The following is an 18,346-nucleotide window of genomic DNA, read 5'->3' on the forward strand; positions in this document are numbered from 1 at the left end:
AGGTGAAAATTTAATGGAGTATCATCTTTCACATATGTTTAAACGTACGCGTTCATTAGTCTGCCTATGTGTCGCAGCGGCTTTAAGCACACCTGCCCCATCACTCGCAAACAGTTTAGATTTGCCAGATATCGGTACGACAGCAAGTAGCACACTCACCATCGACCAAGAAATTCGATATGGTGATGCGTATATGCGCATGATTCGTGCGAGCCAACCTATCGTGAACGATCCAGTGTTGAATGAGTACATTGATAGCTTAGGGCATCGATTAGTCGCCAACGCATCCGATGTAAAAACCCCGTTCACTTTCTTTATGATCCGTGATAGAAACATCAACGCATTTGCCTTTTTTGGCGGGTATGTTGCGCTTCATTCAGGGTTATTTTTACATGCGCAAAGTGAAAGTGAACTCGCTTCAGTCGTTGCTCACGAAATCGCTCACGTAACCCAGAGACACCTAGCTCGTAGTATGGAAGAGCAAGCACGACGCTCTCCAGCAACTATGGCCGCACTTGCGGGGGCACTACTTTTAGCCATTGCCTCACCAGAAGCAGGTATGGCAGCTATCACGGCAACAACCGCAGGTAGTATGCAAGGACAAATCAATTACACTCGTAGCAACGAAAAAGAAGCAGACCGTTTCGGTATCAATACCCTTGCGAAAGCTGGTTTTGATGTGAATGCAATGCCTAGATTTTTCGGGCGACTAGCCGATGAATACCGCTACGCGAGTAAACCACCACCGATGTTACTTACTCACCCTTTGCCTGAAGACCGTATTACCGACAGCCGTGCTCGAGCTCAAAACTATCCAGCTAGAAGAGTCGATCCATCGCTCAATTACCACTTAGCTCGTGCGCGCATTGTCGCTCGTTACACAGGGATTGAAAGTAAAGCGGCACAAGATTGGTTCGATCGCACTCAAAAGAAAGTCGCACCCAATCTAAAAGTCGCATTTGAGTATGGTAAGGCTTTGGTTCACCTAGATAACAATCAGCTTGATGAAGCCAGTGTTATCCTGAACAAATTAATTCAACAAGATCCAGGCAACTTATTCTATTTAGATGCGATGTCTGATTTATACATTGCTCAAAAGCAAGCAGATAGAGCAGAGAAACTACTCCAGCAAGCGCTAAAGTCGGCCCCTAATAATGCTGTCATTACGATTAACTATGCCAATGCCCTTTTAAAACAAGACAAGAACGCAGAAGCAGTGAAAGTCTTGCAAAGATACACCCATGACAACCCTAATGATGTCAATGGCTGGCATTTGCTCTCTGAAGCTAACATCCATTTAGGTGCTAGTGATGAGGACCTCGCGGCTCGAGCGGAAATCTTAGCTCTAAAAGCGAACTGGAATAAAGCAATTCAATACTACACCCAAGCCAGCCAACTCGCTGAACTGGGCAGTCTAAAACAAGCAAGGTACGATGCGCGAATCGACCAATTGATGGTTCAGCGAGATCGTTTCTTAGCCCTACAATAATAAAATGGAGAATATGCCATGTCAGTCATGATTTATCACAATCCGAGATGCTCAAAAAGTCGTCAAACCCTTGCTCTATTAGAAGAGAAAGGCATTCAACCTGAAATCATCAAGTATTTAGAATCAACACCAAGTGTCGAGCAACTCAAAGAATTAATGGCACAGCTAGAGCTTACTGAAGTACGCGATATGATGCGTACCAAAGAAGACATCTACAAAGAGCTAGAACTTAAGACTGCGGATGATGAAACTCTATTCAAAGCAATGAGCGAGAATCCAAAACTGATTGAGCGTCCAATTGTTGTTGCCAACGGTAAAGCAAAACATGGCCGCCCACCGGAGCAAGTTCTAGACATTCTATGATCTGCCAAGTTGTCATCTTATATTACAGCCGTCACGGCGCGACAAAATCAGTTGCAAGACAGATAGCACGAGGGGTCGAGTCCATCCCTCAATGTGAAGCTCTGCTGCGCACGGTTGAAGAAATTGACGGCGAATTCACTGCAGAAGACCCGATTCTAAGCTTAGAAGAGCTCAAGCTATGTGATGGTCTAGCTATGGGTAGCCCGACTTGGTTTGGCAATATGGCTGCGCCGCTCAAACACTTTTGGGATAAAACCACACCACTTTGGTTATCCGGTGATTTGATCGACAAGCCCGCCTGTGTATTTACCTCCTCATCTAGCTTACATGGTGGTCAAGAAACTACACTGCAAACCATGATGCAACCTTTACTGCACCATGGAATGATGATTTTAGGTATCCCGTATTCAGAACCTAAACTTCACTCAACACAAACTGGTGGAACCCCTTATGGTGCGAGTACGGTTAGTTCAGACAGCATAAAGCTGAGTGGAGATGAAATGGTGCTTGCCCAGCAGCTAGGGAAACGCTTAGCGAGTACTGCACTCAAAATGAAGGAAAGATAGAAATGCAAGAGATGCAACCAACCACAAAGCTCTACCGCTTATTGGCCTTGTTTGGCAATCTTGCGCTGTTGTCTTGGGTCGCAGTATGGCAACTGTCACTCTCTCCGCATCCACATATCAGCAGTACGACCCTCGCGATAGTATGGGCTATTCCGTTATTGCTCCCTCTTCCGGGCATTTTAATCGGAAAGCCGTACACACATGCTTGGGCCAACTTCGTGTTGATGCTCTACTTCTTGCATGGATTTACTATTCTGTACGTCGATGATGGTGAACGTTGGCTTGCCGTCGTAGAGTTAGCACTGACAACGATGGCCTTCTTTGGCAACATTCTTTACGCGAGAGCGAGAGGCAAAGAGCTTGGGATGAAACTCAAACGCCTGTCTAAAGTAGAAAAAGAAGAAAAAGCACGGTTTGAATCAGAGCAATAAATGGAGACGATAAAAAAGGGTCTGGAATTCCAGACCCTTTTCTTATTCATGTATTGCTACTTCAAGTATTACTCTTGAACGATTGGCTCAGCATCACTCTCCGTCACATCTGGAATGGTAGCCGCTTTTTCTTCATTGACCGGTGCAACATAAACATAAGGTTTACCTTGCCATTCATAAACCAAAATTGTCTCAGCAGGAATAACTTCGACAGTATCACTGTTCGTCACATCAGATGTATCTGAGCTTAAATCCGTTGCTGGTACTTGTTCTGCTACAACTTGGCTAGAACCAGCATCTGTTGTCGCGATATTTTCGCTCACAGGAGTTGTTGTTGCGTCGGATTCCAAAGACTCAGGTGCGACAGCAGGCGCGGTTTCAATCACACTTTCTAACTGCTTGATTGGACCTGCACGCAGTACTTCTTGTTTGAACTCTTCTGGAGATGAAAGTAAGTGCACGTTAAACGTCACTTGATTTCCTTGAATCTTCAAAATATCAAGTGATGCCACTGAGCTTAGCTTCTTAAGCTCATTTTCTAATGTAAAAAAGCCAACCGCATCATTGAGTTCTGTAAAGCGAACTTTGATCGCTTCCGATGATTCGTTTGCCACGACCACTGCCGTTTTCTTTGCGTAGTAATCACTAATCTGATTAATCATCTTCGTTGCTGCATCTGCACCATTGTTTGATCCAGAAAGCGGAGCTTGGCGAGTGATACCAATAGTTGATGGTTTTTGATCGTAGAGTGTCCAACGAACCGTGTTGTTTTGCGCTTTAACTACCAGCACTGCGTCAACAGGGTAACGCTGACTTGCTTGCCCAACCGTTTGAATGAAACCACCCCAGAGATCAGAAACAGCAACACCAGTAATGTCATCAAAATCACCTACAGGGACAGTCAAAGGCAAACCACGTTTGTCGGCTTGGTCCTTTAGCTGTTCAAGTACCATTGAAGACGAGTGTTCCCAAACAATGTTTCGATCGGCTGTCTCTTCAACCAACCAAACGAGGATATTTGCACGAGCAGCTGGCCATACTGGTAGCTGAGCCTGACTTAATAGAGAACGAATATGTGGCGCACTGAACCCCATTCGCAGAGTTTGTTCTCCATCTTTTTGGCCATAACTGATCTGAGCAAGATATTGAGTATTCTGCCTTAATGCTTTTTCTACCACCTCGTTGGCTATTGCATTACGGTCACCTGACGCTCGAACAATTACTTCTTTCATACCTTCGATTCGAGCTTGTGCATCAGCATTTTCAGCCGTTTGGTCTAGCACGATTTCTGAACGGTACAAGTTTACATTGGTCAATGCCATAGCAGGTAATGTAACCAGCCCTAAAACCAACAAAGCTAAATGGCGCATACTTTTCCTAAGATCAATTTCTTACACGTTAAAGGATGATGATAAGCAACTATCGCCAACGGAGCAACTAAAGGTCTACTGTCCTGTCGAAAATCTAACCTAATGATTTGTTTATATAGGTGAGTTCAATCGATTAATCACCAAATATTTGATCCAGTTCGAATGGCAAACGTTTGGCTCAATGATAAAATCCCGCGAATTTTATTTTTGTAGGGCAAATTCCCAGAGTTTGTTCTCGTTCTCGTTCTCGCCACATAAAGGAATAACAATATGAAAAATGCCATTCAAGGGGCGCAAATGCTGTTCGTTGCATTTGGTGCATTAGTTTTGGTACCGCTTCTTACCGGACTTGACCCAAGCGTTGCTTTATTTGGTGCTGGTGTCGGAACCCTTCTTTTCCAACTTGTTACCCGTCGTAGCGTACCTATTTTCCTTGCCTCCTCTTTCGCGTTTATCGCTCCTATCCTTTACGGTGTTCAAACTTGGGGTGTACCTGCCACTATGGGTGGTTTAATGGCAGCAGGCTTTGTTTATGTTGCTATGGGCGCATTGATAAAAGTTCGTGGCGTAGAAATCATTCATAGACTCCTACCACCTGTCGTTGTCGGCCCGGTTATTATGGTGATTGGCTTAGGTCTAGCTCCTGTTGCTGTGAACATGGCGCTGGGTAAGGTTGATGGTGCTCAAGTAATTGACGCAAACGCATCTTTAGTGATTTCAATTGCTTCATTACTGACGACGATTATTCTTAGTGTATTTGCAAAAGGTTTCCTAAAGTTAACCCCTATTCTGGGTGGTATTGTAGTCGGTTACTGCTTAAGCCTTGGCTATGGCATTGTCGACTTTACACCCGTACAGCAAGCCGCTTGGTTTGCACTACCAAACTTTACTTTCCCTGAGTTCAACATCAACGCAATCCTATTTATGATTCCTGTTGCGATTGCTCCAGCCGTTGAACACGTTGGTGATATGCTGGCAATCTCAAACGTAACCGGTAAAAACTACATTAAAAAGCCGGGCCTACACCGCACAATCACAGGTGACGGGGTGGCAACCATTGCTGCATCAATGGTCGGTGCGCCGCCAAATACTACTTATTCAGAAGTAACGGGCGCGGTAATGCTAACCAAAGCGTTTAACCCCGTGATCATGACATGGGCTGCGGTAAGTGCGATTGTTCTGGCTTTGGTGGGCAAACTTGGTGCCGTACTACAAACAATCCCGATGCCAGTGATGGGCGGTATTATGATTTTGCTGTTTGGTTCTATCGCAACAGTAGGCCTAAATACGCTGATCAAAAACAACGTTGATTTACACAAGTCTCGTAACTTAGTGATCGTTGCGATTACACTGGTATTTGGTATCGGCGGTATGGCATTTGGCATCGGTGAGTTCAGCCTACAAGGTGTAAGCCTATGTGGCATCGTGGCAATTCTGCTTAACCTAATCTTGCCAAGAGATTTAGGCGAGAACCATGTAGTAGATAATGCTCAAATGGAAGAAGAGACGAAGTAGACTCCAGATAAAAGAAGATTGTAGAGGGTTGGTACTTGGTGCCAACCCTTTTTTATTGCTGTTACTTTAAGAGTGACTCACAAGGTTAAATACACAACTCAGCAAACTGCCCACGAGTCAGAGACGCCAAATCTTTTGGTGCCAGTTCAATCTCAAGACCTCGTTTACCCGCACTGACACACATGGTTTCCAGCGCTTCAGCACTTTGATGAATAAAGGTTGGCAATGCTTTCTTTTGGCCAAGTGGACTGATACCACCCACTACATAACCTGTCGTTTTCTGCGCGATATCTGGATTAGCCATTTCAGCTTTCTTCGCTTTCGCTGCTTTGGCGGCTTGCTTTAAATTCAGCTTGTGATCGACTGGAATCACTGCGACAGCAAGGTTTTTAGCTTCACCATTCAAGCAAAATAATAACGTCTTAAATACCGTTGATGGATCTTGCCCCAGCGCTTCTACTGCCTCTAAGCCAAAACTCTCAGTGCGAGGGTCATGATCATATTGGTGTATGGTATGGGAGATTTTCTTCTTCTTAGCGAGATTAATTGCAGGAGTCATGCTCCCTCCTGTTTCTAGAAACAAAAAAGCGCCACTCCGAAGAGTAGCGCTTTAGATTAAAGAGATTTATAAGTTTGAGTCAACTTACTTGTAAACAATCTCACCAGATGGAGCGAATTTGTTCACGTCCACTGGGCTGTTTGCTTCTAGGAACTCTTTAAGTACTTCAGCATCTACGAAACCAGTGTTAACAAAACCTGGGTGACCAGACAGTTTAGGGTAACCGTCACCACCAGCAGCGTTGAAGCTTGGTACAGTGAAACGGTAAGTTTCATCTAGACGAAGCTGCTTACCACCGATGAATACGTTCGATACTTCACCGTTTGCTACCGTCATAGAGATACCTGCAAACTGTGCATATGCACCTGAATCTACTGGCTTAGTCGCAACTACATTTAGGTAGTCCATCACTTCTTTACCAGACATATCTGTGTAAGTCAGGATGTTTGCAAATGGCTGAACTGTTAGTACATCTTTGTACGTTACGTCGCCCGCTGCAATTGAGTCACGTACACCACCAGAGTTCATCACAGCGAAATCTGCTTGTGCGCGCTCCATGTGTGCTGTTGCAATTAGACGACCTAGGTTAGTTTGTTGGAAACGAACTACGTTACGGTCACCTTCTAGCTTGCCGTTAGTTTCAGCGATCTTAACGTCAAGTTGCGCTTGGCCTTGCTCTTGGTATGGACGTAGGAATTCAAGTAGCTCTTCGTCTTGCTTGATCTCGTCTTCAATCAGAACACGTTGCTTCTTACCGTCAATCTTAACTTTTTTCTTCAAGTTAACTGGGATCAGATCGTAGCTCACCATTTCTAGTTCACCGTTACGGAATTCGTAATCTGCACGACCTACGTATTTACCCCATTCATGCGCCTGAACAATGTAAGTGCCGTTTTGTAGATCAGGTTTACATTCGTCAGAAGGCTTGAAGTTCTTCTTAACAACATTTGGCGCTTCCATACATACTGGCTCTTGAGAGTGACCACCAACGATCATATCTAAAGAACCTTCGTCTAGGTAGCGAGCAAGAGCAACATCACCAGGTGCGTTTACGCCGCGCTTACCATCTTCGTAGTGACCCATGTGAGTTACCGCAAAGATAAGATCTGGTTTTTCTGTTTTTTCAAGTTCAGCGATCAGTTGCTTCGCTTCTTCTTTTGGATCACGGAAGTCGATACCGCCGATGAACTCAGGGTTACCAATTTTCTGTGTATCTTCAGTTGTTAGACCGATAACGGCAACTTTGATGCCTTGTAGATCAAACATCTCGTAAGCCTGGAACATACGTTCGCCAGTCTCTTTATCGTAGATGTTTGCAGAAAGCATTGGGAAGTTTGCCCACTCTTTCTGTTTCATTAGAACTTCAAGTGGGTTATCAAACTCATGGTTACCAAGTGCCATTGCATCGTAACCAATCTTGCTCATACCTTTGAAATCTGGTTCAGCATCTTGAAGATCTGACTCAGGAACACCTGTGTTGATGTCACCGCCTGATAGTAGTAGCGAGCTACCACCTTCCGCTGCGATTTCAGCACGTAGTTCGTCAATTAGCGTCTTACGAGCTGCCATGCCGTACTCGCCATATTTGTTCTGCCAGAAGCGACCGTGGTGGTCGTTAGTGTGAAGAACTGTCAGCTTGTAAGTTTTATCTGCTTCCCACTCCTGCTGAGGTGCTGTTGCACAACCAGCTAGAGTTGCCAGGATTGCTGCGCTAATTGCGCTTTTTACGATCAGGCCTTGCTTCATTGTCATACCTTTTGAACTTTTGGGGGTTTCCACTGCTTTTAACACCACTCTCTTGGAATAGACATACGTGAAAAGTTACGCAGTAAGAAAGTAGTAAAACTTGAACTAGTTTAAATTAACCTAAATGAGCTGACATGGCGATTTCATATTTATGTCGGATAGATCACCTTAATGTCATATCGAATGTGTAACAAACCATCAAAATTACACCTGATTTAATAAATGATCACAGGCAAACGTTTTCATGTGCTTTCAGCATATGTGTGACGCTGGTTAACCATTCAACAAATTACGGTAACGAAATAAATAACACTCAATATATCAAACATTTATTGTTATGATATAACATTTCAATTGCATAACGATGGTTCGGTATTTTCTTGGGACATTGTGAATGTTTAGGTACAAAAAAGCCGACTTTAAGCCGGCTTTTGTACTTCTTGGGAGCACTTATTTAATATCGATATGTTCGAAACCTTTAATAAGGTCATCAAGCGCTTTCATTTGAGCTAAGAACGGTTCGAGTTTGTCTAGCGGAAGTGCTGATGGACCATCACAACGAGCTTGATCTGGGTTCGGGTGCGCTTCAATAAATAGACCTGCAATACCTGTTGCTAGGCCTGCTTTCGCTAGCTCAACAGTTTGCTCACGACGGCCACCTGATGCTGCGCCAGATGGATCGCGCATTTGCAGTGAGTGCGTTACGTCAAAAATAATTGGGCTACCGTTAGATGCTTTTTTCATTACACCAAAACCAAGCATATCAACCACTAAGTTATCGTATCCATGACAAGAACCACGCTCACATAGGATGATATTTTCGTTACCACATTCGCTGAACTTATCAACGATGTTGCCAACCTGGCCTGGGCTCATGAACTGAGGTTTCTTCACGTTGATTACAGCACCAGTCTTTGCCATTGCTTCAACTAAGTCAGTTTGACGAGCAAGGAACGCTGGAAGCTGAATAACATCAACAACATCTGCCACAGGTTGCGCCTGCGCTTCAGTGTGAACGTCAGTAATGATTTTTACACCAAAAGTATCCTTCAACTCTTGGAAGATTTTCATACCTTCTTCAAGACCTGGACCACGGTAAGAGTGAACAGAACTGCGGTTAGCTTTGTCGAAAGACGCCTTGAAAACGTAAGGAATACCAAGTTTCTCAGTTACTTTTACGTAATGCTCACAGATTTGCATTGCTAGATCGCGAGATTCAAGCACGTTCATACCAGCAAATAGTGTGAATGGCTTATCGTTCGCTACAGGAATATCACCAACGTGGACGATTTTCTGTTCCATGTTTATCTCTCTATTTTATTTTGCCAGCTCAAAAGCGTGGTCTTAATGTAAGGTAACCTGAGTGCTGCTCATCGCAGTCACCTGATTTTTTAATAATTCGGCAGCGGGATCATCAGGGCATTGTTCGATGAAGAACTGATAGTCTGTTAATGCAATTTGATGACAATCAAGCTGTTGATAAATAAAGCCTCGGTCTCTGATTTCATAAGGGTCATCAGGAACGAATGTTAGCGCTAGATCCGTACATTTCAACGCCAAAGTATAGCGCTCTTCTCTCAGTAGAGCACTTTTCAAAAGCGCAAGCCATCGACCAATAACAGTTGGGTTGTCCGTTTCTTCTAGGTGCTTAGCTTCCAACTTGGCTAACGGACCTTTGTGGCCGATCATCCACGCGTTTAAAGTATGCTCAGAAACATACTCACCGTTAAACGGGTTGATATAAAGCGGTTTCTCGCCATACCACTCTAACTTGAGCAGAAACTGAGTTGGGAAAGTTACGCCAACTAATGGGAAGCCAAGCTTTCGAGCAATAAAAAGTAATATCGCACCTAAGCTGACCGGTATCCCTTTGCGTTGTTCTAAGACTTTATCAATAAAGCCATTTTCTGAACGAAAGTAGCTGTCTCTGTCGCCTTGAAACTCCCACTCGTGGTAGAAGATTCGCAATAGAGACTCAAAACGCTGCTTTTCATTCACCTCATGAGCCAAAGCGAACTCAGCCTCGCGAACTAATCGGTTTAGTTCAGCTTCTGCCCACTCGACTTCCGTTTTAGGACAGATTGCTTTGTTCAATGCAAGCGCGCCTTCAGCAAGCTCCATCGCATCGAAATCTTCATCAAATAACTCAAGCATATTGGCTATTAGACCTTCTTAACCAAATCATTAACCGAAGAACATCGGCGTTTTGCTCACAGCCACTTTACCAGCCATCGCTAACCAACCAAGAGCGCCGAAGAATGAGAATGTTTGAAGCAATTTGTTCTTACCCAGCTTCAAGGCAAAAAAGCCCAGTGCAATGTAAGCCAGTACGCAGGTAATCTTCTCTGTTAACCAAGGGGCCGCTGGCGTGAAAGGAATAAAGCCAGTGATAAAAATCAAACCAATACCTGATAGCAATAGAGCGGTATCATTGATATGAGGGAACACTTTAAAGAACTTTTTCTCTAATAGGTTTGAGTTTGCCATCTTCATTGCAAAGCGTACCGACAGTAAGGTCGCGCTGATTGCGATAGTTAGCAGGTGGAAATGTTTTAAACCTTCGTACATTGTTATTCTCTCTTACTTCACTGATGAAAACTGACCAATCGTTACACGGTCGTTGTCACCATAGTCCTTGTAGGTCGCCACTTGGTCATAACCAAGGGCTTGTAATAATTCTCTTACTGACTCACCTTGCTCAAACCCATGTTCAAACATAAGCCAGCCATTCTCAATTAAGTAATGACGAGCTTGAGTCGCAATATGTTTAATATCCGCCAGACCTTTCTCGTCAGCTACAAGTGCGCTTAATGGCTCAAAGCGCACATCACCTTGCGTCAAATGCGGATCTTCTTTCTCAATATATGGGGGATTCGACACAATCAAAGCAAACTCTGTACCGCTTGCTAACGGTTCGAACCAACTTCCCTCAAGAAAATGGGTATTGGTCAGATTCAATGCATGTGCATTGCTTTGCGCTAACTTCTGAGCATCTTCTTTAAGATCTATCCCTGTTACCTGACGTTGCGGTAACTCGGATGCTAACGCCAATGCAATCGCACCTGTCCCAGTACCTAAATCTAAGATCTCTCCCTCAATCTGCATCGCTTTGTCTAATGCGATTTCGACCAAACGTTCGGTGTCAGGACGTGGAATCAAGGTGGTAGGAGAAACCTTTAATGGCAATGACCAAAACTCACGTTCACCCACTATATAAGCAACAGGTTCCCCCGTTAGGCGGCGTTGCAACAATTCATCGAAAGCAGAAAGTTGCTGAGCGTCTAAGATTTTGTCAGGCCAAGTTAGAAGAAACGAGCGTGGCTTGTCGAGTGCATGGCAAAGGAGCACCGCGGCATCAAGAGAGGGCGAATCACTGCCGCTCTCTTGAAGTTGCTGTACGGCTTGCTTTAGTGTGTATTCAACACTGTTTTCAGCCGACATTAGATTAGTTGTTCTCAGCTAGAGCGGCTAACTGATCAGCTTGGTGCTCTTGAATTACCGGATCAACAAGGCTTGCTACTTCACCTTCCATCACTTCATTTAGGCGGTAGATAGTTAGGTTGATACGGTGATCAGAAACACGGCCTTGCGGGTAGTTGTATGTACGAATACGGTCACTACGGTCACCAGAACCAAGTAGGTTACGACGTGTATCAGACTCTTCAGCCGCACGTTTTGCTTCTTCTGCTTGGATGATACGTGCAGCAAGAACTGCCATCGCTTTTGCTTTGTTCTTATGCTGTGAACGCTCGTCCTGACATTCTACAACTGTACCAGTCGGCAAGTGAGTAATACGGATTGCAGAGTCCGTGGTGTTAACGTGCTGACCACCAGCACCTGATGCACGGAATGTGTCGATCTTAAGGTCAGCAGCTTTGATTTCTGGGATTTCCGCTTCTGGAATTTCTGCCATTACCGCTACAGTACATGCAGATGTATGCACTCGGCCTTGAGATTCTGTTGCAGGTACACGTTGTACGCGGTGGCCGCCTGATTCGAACTTAAGTACACCGTATGCACCATCACCAGAAACTTTAGCGATCATCTCTTTGTAGCCGCCGTGCTCTGACTCGTTCGACGACATGACTTCAACACGCCAACCTTTCTTCTCGGCGAATTTGCTGTACATGCGGAACAGGTCACCAGCGAAGATGCCCGCTTCATCACCACCCGCACCTGCACGGATTTCTAGGAAACAGTTGCGATCATCATTTGGGTCTTTAGGAAGAAGTAAAATTTGAAGTTCATCGTTTAGACGCTCGATAGTTTCTTTCGCGTCTTTGATTTCTTCTTGCGCCATTTCGCGCATTTCTTCATCGTCTTCTTTTGCCATTTCTTCAGCGGCAACAAGATCTTCCTGAGCTTGCTGGTAAGCTTGGAAACACTTAGTCACTTCTTCAAGCTGAGAGTACTCTTTTGATAGCGCACGGAATTTATCTTGGTCACCGATGACATCAGGATCGCCAAGTAGGTGTTGAACTTCTTCGTAACGCTCAACCAGGGTTTCTAGCTTAGTTAAAATAGAGGCTTTCATAGTTTTCTTTAACTCAGGGGTTTGATGAAGTCTGTCACTCTTATTCGCTAAGAGTTTTCCAGACCTAAACTTTGTCTAATTGTAGCAAGCTTGGCAGGCTCGCCTTGCTCTGCAGCACTTTGTAGCGCTCTTGTAGGTGCATGAATTAGTTTGTTGGTCAGCTTATTGCTCAACTCTAACAACACTTTTTCTGCATCAGCGCCTGCTGCAAGGGACTGTAAACTTTTCGTCAGCAGATCTTCGCGAATTTCATTCGCTGACTGTCTATATTCTCGAATGCTATCGACAGCTTGTAGAGAACGCATCCAAGACATAAAGGCAGCGCTTTCTTCACTCACGATCGCTTCAGCTTGAATAGCTTCGACTTTGCGTTGTTCAATATTGCTGTCGACTATCGATTGAAGGTCGTCAACGGAATATAGGTAAGCGTCATTTAGCTCACCTACTTGCGACTCAATATCTCGCGGAACCGCAATATCTACCAACAGCATTGGCTGGAATCTTCTCGCCTTTAATGCAGACTCCACCATTCCTTTACCGATAATAGGAAGTGGACTAGCCGTTGAACTGATAACAATATCTGCACGTGGCAAATGTTCAGGGATTTCAGGTAAGCCAATAATCTCTGCGCCAAACTGTTCTGCAAGTGGTAGCGCTCGCTCTTTCGTTCGGTTCGCGACAATCATCTTAGTACAGCCGTTGCCCGCTAGATGTTTAGCGACCAGCTCTATCGTTTCACCAGCGCCCACCATTAACACTGTAGACTGTTCTAGCGACTCAAAAATATGCTTAGCTAATGTACAAGCTGCGTACGCTACAGATACAGCGTTACCACCGATGTCGGTTTCAGTGCGAACACGCTTCGCTACTGAGAAGGCTTTCTGGAAGAGCTTCTCCATCGCAGAGTCGACCGCTTTGTGATCGCGCGAGTCTGAATAGGCTTGTTTTACTTGTCCTAAAATCTGAGGTTCACCAAGAACCAATGAATCTAAACCACACGATACGCGCATCAGATGGCGGATCGCTGCCTGTTCTTCATGGATATAGAGGCTAGGTTTAAGGTCTTCAGGACTGACTTGATGAAATTGGGATAACCAATCAATGACTTTTGATTTACTGCCACTTTTTACATCACAGTAAATTTCGGTACGGTTGCAGGTCGACACAACGACACTACCGTTTACAAGCGGGTTCTCACCGAGCTGTTTTAATGCTTCAGGTAACTTTTCCGGGCCAAAAGCGACTTTTTCACGCAGTTCGACTGAGGCCGTATTATGGTTGATACCTATAGCAAGCAAAGACATGTATCGATGGTTCTCTGAATCAGATATTGGACGAATAGGGACGGAATTTTACTTGATGACCCCGTTTATTGAAAGGGGAATCCCGATATGTTTTCTTTAGTTCGTGATTTCAATGATATAGTTATAACGAACTTTGGGCAAAACTGGATAAATATTCGACAATGATGGCACATATTCGCGCACTTCTTTTATTGTTTGTTACCAGCATGATTCTACAAGGCTGTGCAACGGTAGATAGCACAACCAACGTCGAATGGGAAAGTCATCAACAACGCTTAGCCATGATTAATGCCTACCAAGCCTCAGGCAAGCTCGGCTATATTGCCCCTCAGCAAAGACAGTCTCTCAACTTTCAATGGCATGACGCCAGCAACGAAACTCAGTTAAGAATGACCACCTTCTTAGGGCAAACCGTACTGAACCTCAATGCGACACCTACACTGGCTACAGTAGAGACTTACGATGGGAATACCTATTCAGCTCCTACTCCTGAAGCATTGATCAAGCAATTGACTAGGTTAAATATCCCTGTAGAGCAACTTAACGACTGGATGTTAGGTCGTCCAACTCAATCAGATAGCTACCAATTGAATCAAACCAATACCCTTGCATCACTCACTAAGCGCGTAAGTAAACAAAACTGGCAGCTTGATTATTTGAGTTATCAAGATGTTCAGCACCTAGGAGCACCACTCCCATTACCGAAAAAGATTAAGCTGACGCAAGGTGATACATCAATCAACATTGTAATTTCGAAGTGGACGTTCAACGAATGATCTCAGAAACCACACACTGGCCTTCTCCAGCAAAGCTCAACCTCTTCCTATACATTACTGGTCGCAGAGACAACGGCTACCATGAACTTCAAACCCTTTTTCAGTTCCTTGATCATGGTGATGATCTAACGATCACCGCTAATCATTCAGGAGAGATCACGTTATCACCGGACATTCCAGGAGTACCACTCACTGACAACCTTATTTGGAAAGCAACAAAAGCGTTGCAAGAAGTAAGCGGCTGCACCTTTGGCGCTCATATTGAATTAAACAAAGTATTGCCAATGGGAGGAGGAATTGGTGGCGGTTCTTCTAATGCTGCAACAACTTTAGTGGCATTAAATCACCTTTGGCAAACTAACCTATCAGATGATGACCTTGCTGAAATTGGTCTAAAACTGGGGGCGGATGTCCCTGTGTTTACCCGTGGTTTCGCTGCATTTGCGGAAGGTGTTGGTGATGAGCTGACTAAAGCAGATCCTGAAGAGAAGTGGTATTTAGTCGTTCGCCCAAATGTTGCAATTGCAACCGTAGACATATTTACGCATCCCGAACTGACGCGAAATACGCCAAAACGCTCTCTGGCAACACTTCTTGACAGCGATCACGGAAACGATTGCGAAAAAATTGTTCGAATGCTGTACCAAGAGGTTGATAAGCAACTTTCTTGGCTGCTACAATACGCGCCGTCAAGATTGACTGGTACGGGATCGTGCGTTTTTGCTGAATTTTCCAGCAAAAGTGAAGCCGAATCCGTGTCGGACAAGTTACCTGACACAGTCTCTTCATTTATTGCTAAAGGTAAGAATATTTCTCCTTTGCATGAGAGACTGGCTAAGTATCGCTTAGCCCACAAACAATCTATTTAAAAACTGGACGCAACCCTGAGGTTTCCACCGTGCCTGATATGAAGCTATTTGCTGGTAACGCTACACCTGAACTAGCCCAACGTATTGCTGATCGTCTATACATCTCTCTTGGTGATGCTACTGTTTCTCGTTTTTCTGACGGCGAAGTCGCTGTTCAAATCAACGAAAACGTACGTGGTAGTGATGTTTTCATCATTCAATCTACTTGTGCACCAACTAACGACAACCTAATGGAACTTGTAGTGATGATTGACGCAATGCGCCGCGCTTCAGCGGGCCGTATTACAGCAGTTATCCCTTACTTTGGTTACGCTCGCCAAGACCGTCGTGTACGTTCTGCTCGTGTGCCAATCACTGCAAAAGTTGTTGCTGACTTCCTTTCTAACGTTGGCGTTGACCGCGTTCTAACTATCGACCTTCACGCTGAGCAAATCCAAGGTTTCTTTGATGTACCAGTAGACAACATCTTCGGTACACCTGTACTTCTAGAAGATATGGAAGCTCGTGGTCTAGAGAACCCTGTTGTTGTTTCTCCTGACCTTGGTGGGGTTGTTCGTGCTCGTGCAACAGCAAAAGCGCTAGGTGACATTGATATCGCTATCGTTGATAAGCGTCGTCCACGTGCTAACGTTTCTGAAGTAATGAACCTAATTGGTGATGTTGAAGGTCGCGACTGTGTGATCGTTGATGACATGATCGATACGGGTGGCACACTATGTAAAGCAGCAGAAGCGCTAAAAGAGCGCGGTGCTAAGCGTGTATTCGCTTACGCAACTCACGCTGTATTCTCAGGTAACGCTGCACAAAACATTGGCAATTCTGTTCTAGACCAAGTAATTGTTACTGACTCAATTACTATGTCTCAAGAGATGGTCGATACTGGTAAAGTAACGACACTAAGCCTATCTCGCATGCTAGCTGAAGCGATTCGTCGTATCAGCAACGAAGAGTCTATCTCTGCGATGTTCAGCTAATCGAATTTTCGATTCATCTGTTTTAAAAACACCCCTATTTGGGGTGTTTTTTTATTGGCGCAAATTTCAAGACAATCCTCATCTCGCCCGATATGAGAATTGTGTGCTATCATACTGCGCTTTTTGAGATTCCAAGAGAGATCCAAACCTTGAGCCAACCAATTAAATTGCTTGTCGGCCTAGCTAATCCGGGGCCTGAATACACTAGAACTCGCCATAATGCGGGAGCTTGGGTAGTAGAAGAACTTGCACGCGTACACAATGTTACTCTGAAAAATGAACCTAAGTTTTTCGGTTTAACGGGTCGCATCATGGTCAATGGGCAGGATCTTCGCTTACTCATCCCAACGACATTTATGAATCTTTCAGGAAAAGCGATCGCTGCGTTGGCTAAGTTCTACCAGATCAAACCTGAAGAGATCATGGTTGCACATGATGAGCTAGATTTACCTCCTGGTGTGGCTAAATTTAAGAAAGGTGGTGGCCATGGCGGTCACAATGGCCTTCGCGACACCATCAGTAAACTTGGAAACAACAAAGATTTCTATCGTCTCCGCATCGGCATTGGCCATCCGGGGCACAAAGATAAAGTAGCCGGTTTTGTTCTAGGCAAAGCGCCGGCAAAAGAGCAAGAGCTTCTTGATGCAGCAGCAGATGAGTCTGTTCGCTGTTTAGACATCCTAATTAAGGATGGTTTATCAAAAGCACAAAACCGTCTACACACGTTCAAAGCTGAATAAGGTTACTATCATGGGTTTTAAATGTGGCATCGTTGGTCTACCAAACGTAGGTAAATCAACTCTGTTTAACGCACTTACTAAAGCAGGCATCGAAGCAGCAAACTTCCCTTTCTGTACTATCGAACCAAACACAGGTGTGGTACCTGTGCCAGATCTTCGTCTAGACGCACTAGCGAAAATCGTAAACCCACAGAAAGTACTGCCAACTACGATGGAATTCGTAGATATCGCTGGTCTAGTGGCAGGTGCATCACGCGGTGAAGGCCTAGGTAATAAATTCCTAGCAAACATCCGTGAAACTGACGCGATTGGTCACGTTGTTCGTTGTTTTGAAAATGAAAACATCGTTCACGTTGCAGGTAAAGTATCACCAATTGAAGATATCGAGGTTATCAACCTTGAACTTGCGATGGCTGACCTAGACTCTTGTGAACGCGCTATCCAACGTAACGCTAAGAAAGCAAAAGGCGGCGACAAAGACGCTAAGTTTGAACTAACTGTTCTTGAAAAACTGCTTCCAGTGCTAACTGAAGGTGGCATGGCACGTACCGTTGAACTTTCTAAAGAAGAACTTGCAGCAGTAGGCTACCTAAACTTCCTAACGCTCAAGCCAACAATGTACATTGCTAACGTTAATGAAGACGGTTTCGAAGACAACCCATACCTTGACGCAGTACGTGAGTACGCAGAGAAAGAAAACAATGTGGTTGTAGCTGTATGTGCTGCTATTGAATCTGAACTATCTGAGCTAGAAGACGAAGATCGCGAAGAGTTCTTAGCAGATATGGGAATCGAAGAACCTGGCCTTAACCGTGTTATCCGTTCAGGCTACGAACTACTTACTCTGCACACTTACTTCACTGCAGGTGTTAAAGAAGTTCGCGCTTGGACTATCCCTGTAGGTGCAACTGCGCCACAAGCAGCAGGTAAGATCCACACTGACTTTGAAAAAGGCTTCATCCGTGCTGAAGTTGTTGGTTACAATGACTTCATCGAGTTCAACGGTGAAAGCGGTGCTAAAGATGCAGGTAAATGGCGTTTGGAAGGTAAAGACTACATCGTGAAAGATGGTGATGTCGTTCACTTCCGCTTCAACGTATAATTTCCTTC

General features: G+C 44.6%; 19 protein-coding genes. 10 read left to right on the plus strand and 9 right to left on the minus strand.

Translation table 11 applies throughout. The annotated features are described in order from the left end of the window. Positions 1-34 precede the first annotated feature (34 nt). From AAFX28_RS19930 to AAFX28_RS19945, 4 genes are read left to right on the plus strand one after another with little or no spacing between them, the layout of a single operon-like run. Positions 35-1,489 (plus strand): M48 family metalloprotease, encoded by a 1,455-nt coding sequence (locus AAFX28_RS19930; protein ID WP_408690912.1) that lies wholly within the window; start codon positions 35-37, stop codon positions 1,487-1,489. An 18-nt stretch (positions 1,490-1,507) separates the two neighbouring features. After that, positions 1,508-1,852 (plus strand): arsenate reductase (glutaredoxin), encoded by a 345-nt coding sequence (arsC, locus tag AAFX28_RS19935; RefSeq protein ID WP_408690241.1) that lies wholly within the window; start codon positions 1,508-1,510, stop codon positions 1,850-1,852. Continuing rightward, on the plus strand, positions 1,849-2,418 hold the full coding sequence (gene wrbA / locus AAFX28_RS19940; RefSeq protein WP_408690243.1) for an NAD(P)H:quinone oxidoreductase: 570 nt from the start codon (positions 1,849-1,851) through the stop codon (positions 2,416-2,418). The genes arsC and wrbA overlap by 4 nt, the downstream gene beginning before the upstream one ends. A 2-nt stretch (positions 2,419-2,420) precedes the next feature. Further along, entirely contained in the window at positions 2,421-2,849 is a 429-nt protein-coding gene (locus tag AAFX28_RS19945; protein ID WP_408690245.1) for a DUF2069 domain-containing protein, read from the plus strand. Positions 2,850-2,917: 68 nt separating this feature from the next. On the opposite strand, the gene AAFX28_RS19950 is transcribed toward AAFX28_RS19945, so the two are convergent. After that, complete coding sequence (locus tag AAFX28_RS19950; protein WP_408690247.1) at positions 2,918-4,219, minus strand: DUF2066 domain-containing protein; 1,302 nt, start codon at positions 4,217-4,219, stop codon at positions 2,918-2,920. A gap of 270 nt (positions 4,220-4,489) precedes the next feature. Between AAFX28_RS19950 and AAFX28_RS19955 the strand changes: the two genes are divergently transcribed. Further along, a complete protein-coding gene (locus tag AAFX28_RS19955) occupies positions 4,490-5,734 on the plus strand; it encodes a uracil-xanthine permease family protein (protein WP_408690248.1) in 1,245 nt (414 codons plus the stop codon). 85 nt (positions 5,735-5,819) lie between these two features. On the opposite strand, the gene ybaK is transcribed toward AAFX28_RS19955, so the two are convergent. The 8 genes from ybaK to hemA form a co-directional block, all read right to left on the minus strand. Further along, positions 5,820-6,293, minus strand: a complete 474-nt coding sequence (ybaK, locus tag AAFX28_RS19960; RefSeq protein ID WP_408690249.1) for a Cys-tRNA(Pro) deacylase — start codon at positions 6,291-6,293, stop codon at positions 5,820-5,822. A gap of 84 nt (positions 6,294-6,377) precedes the next feature. Then, positions 6,378-8,039 (minus strand): bifunctional UDP-sugar hydrolase/5'-nucleotidase UshA, encoded by a 1,662-nt coding sequence (gene ushA, locus AAFX28_RS19965; RefSeq protein WP_408690251.1) that lies wholly within the window; start codon positions 8,037-8,039, stop codon positions 6,378-6,380. A gap of 450 nt (positions 8,040-8,489) precedes the next feature. Then, positions 8,490-9,341, minus strand: coding sequence for a 3-deoxy-8-phosphooctulonate synthase (kdsA, locus tag AAFX28_RS19970; RefSeq protein WP_408690253.1), 852 nt, complete (start codon positions 9,339-9,341; stop codon positions 8,490-8,492). A gap of 42 nt (positions 9,342-9,383) precedes the next feature. Beyond that, positions 9,384-10,193: a SirB1 family protein gene (locus AAFX28_RS19975; protein WP_408690254.1), complete on the minus strand. Its 810-nt coding sequence runs from the start codon at positions 10,191-10,193 to the stop codon at positions 9,384-9,386. A 30-nt stretch (positions 10,194-10,223) separates the two neighbouring features. Continuing rightward, positions 10,224-10,607, minus strand: a complete 384-nt coding sequence (locus AAFX28_RS19980) for a SirB2 family protein (RefSeq protein ID WP_053440344.1) — start codon at positions 10,605-10,607, stop codon at positions 10,224-10,226. 12 nt (positions 10,608-10,619) lie between these two features. After that, positions 10,620-11,480, minus strand: a complete 861-nt coding sequence (gene prmC, locus AAFX28_RS19985) for a peptide chain release factor N(5)-glutamine methyltransferase (protein ID WP_408690256.1) — start codon at positions 11,478-11,480, stop codon at positions 10,620-10,622. Positions 11,481-11,484: 4 nt separating this feature from the next. Beyond that, positions 11,485-12,573, minus strand: coding sequence for a peptide chain release factor 1 (prfA, locus tag AAFX28_RS19990; protein ID WP_408690257.1), 1,089 nt, complete (start codon positions 12,571-12,573; stop codon positions 11,485-11,487). 47 nt (positions 12,574-12,620) lie between these two features. Beyond that, complete coding sequence (gene hemA / locus AAFX28_RS19995) at positions 12,621-13,877, minus strand: glutamyl-tRNA reductase (protein WP_408690259.1); 1,257 nt, start codon at positions 13,875-13,877, stop codon at positions 12,621-12,623. Positions 13,878-14,038: 161 nt separating this feature from the next. Between hemA and lolB the strand changes: the two genes are divergently transcribed. From lolB to ychF, 5 genes are all read left to right on the plus strand, one after another. Continuing rightward, on the plus strand, positions 14,039-14,653 hold the full coding sequence (gene lolB / locus AAFX28_RS20000) for a lipoprotein insertase outer membrane protein LolB (RefSeq protein WP_408690260.1): 615 nt from the start codon (positions 14,039-14,041) through the stop codon (positions 14,651-14,653). Further along, a complete protein-coding gene (gene ispE, locus AAFX28_RS20005; RefSeq protein ID WP_408690261.1) occupies positions 14,650-15,522 on the plus strand; it encodes a 4-(cytidine 5'-diphospho)-2-C-methyl-D-erythritol kinase in 873 nt (290 codons plus the stop codon). Before lolB ends, ispE begins: the two co-directional genes overlap by 4 nt. Positions 15,523-15,551: 29 nt before the next feature. Next, positions 15,552-16,496 (plus strand): ribose-phosphate pyrophosphokinase, encoded by a 945-nt coding sequence (locus tag AAFX28_RS20010; protein WP_408690263.1) that lies wholly within the window; start codon positions 15,552-15,554, stop codon positions 16,494-16,496. Between the two features lie 149 nt (positions 16,497-16,645). Continuing rightward, positions 16,646-17,236, plus strand: coding sequence for an aminoacyl-tRNA hydrolase (gene pth / locus AAFX28_RS20015; protein ID WP_053440356.1), 591 nt, complete (start codon positions 16,646-16,648; stop codon positions 17,234-17,236). A gap of 10 nt (positions 17,237-17,246) precedes the next feature. Next, the gene (gene ychF, locus AAFX28_RS20020) at positions 17,247-18,338 is read left to right on the plus strand and encodes a redox-regulated ATPase YchF (protein ID WP_408690264.1); all 1,092 of its coding nucleotides are present in this window, start codon (positions 17,247-17,249) and stop codon (positions 18,336-18,338) included. The last annotated feature ends 8 nt before the right edge of the window (positions 18,339-18,346 follow it).

Origin of the sequence: Vibrio sp. TBV020, assembly GCF_046056895.1 — a bacterium.
Lineage (GTDB): Bacteria > Pseudomonadota > Gammaproteobacteria > Enterobacterales > Vibrionaceae > Vibrio.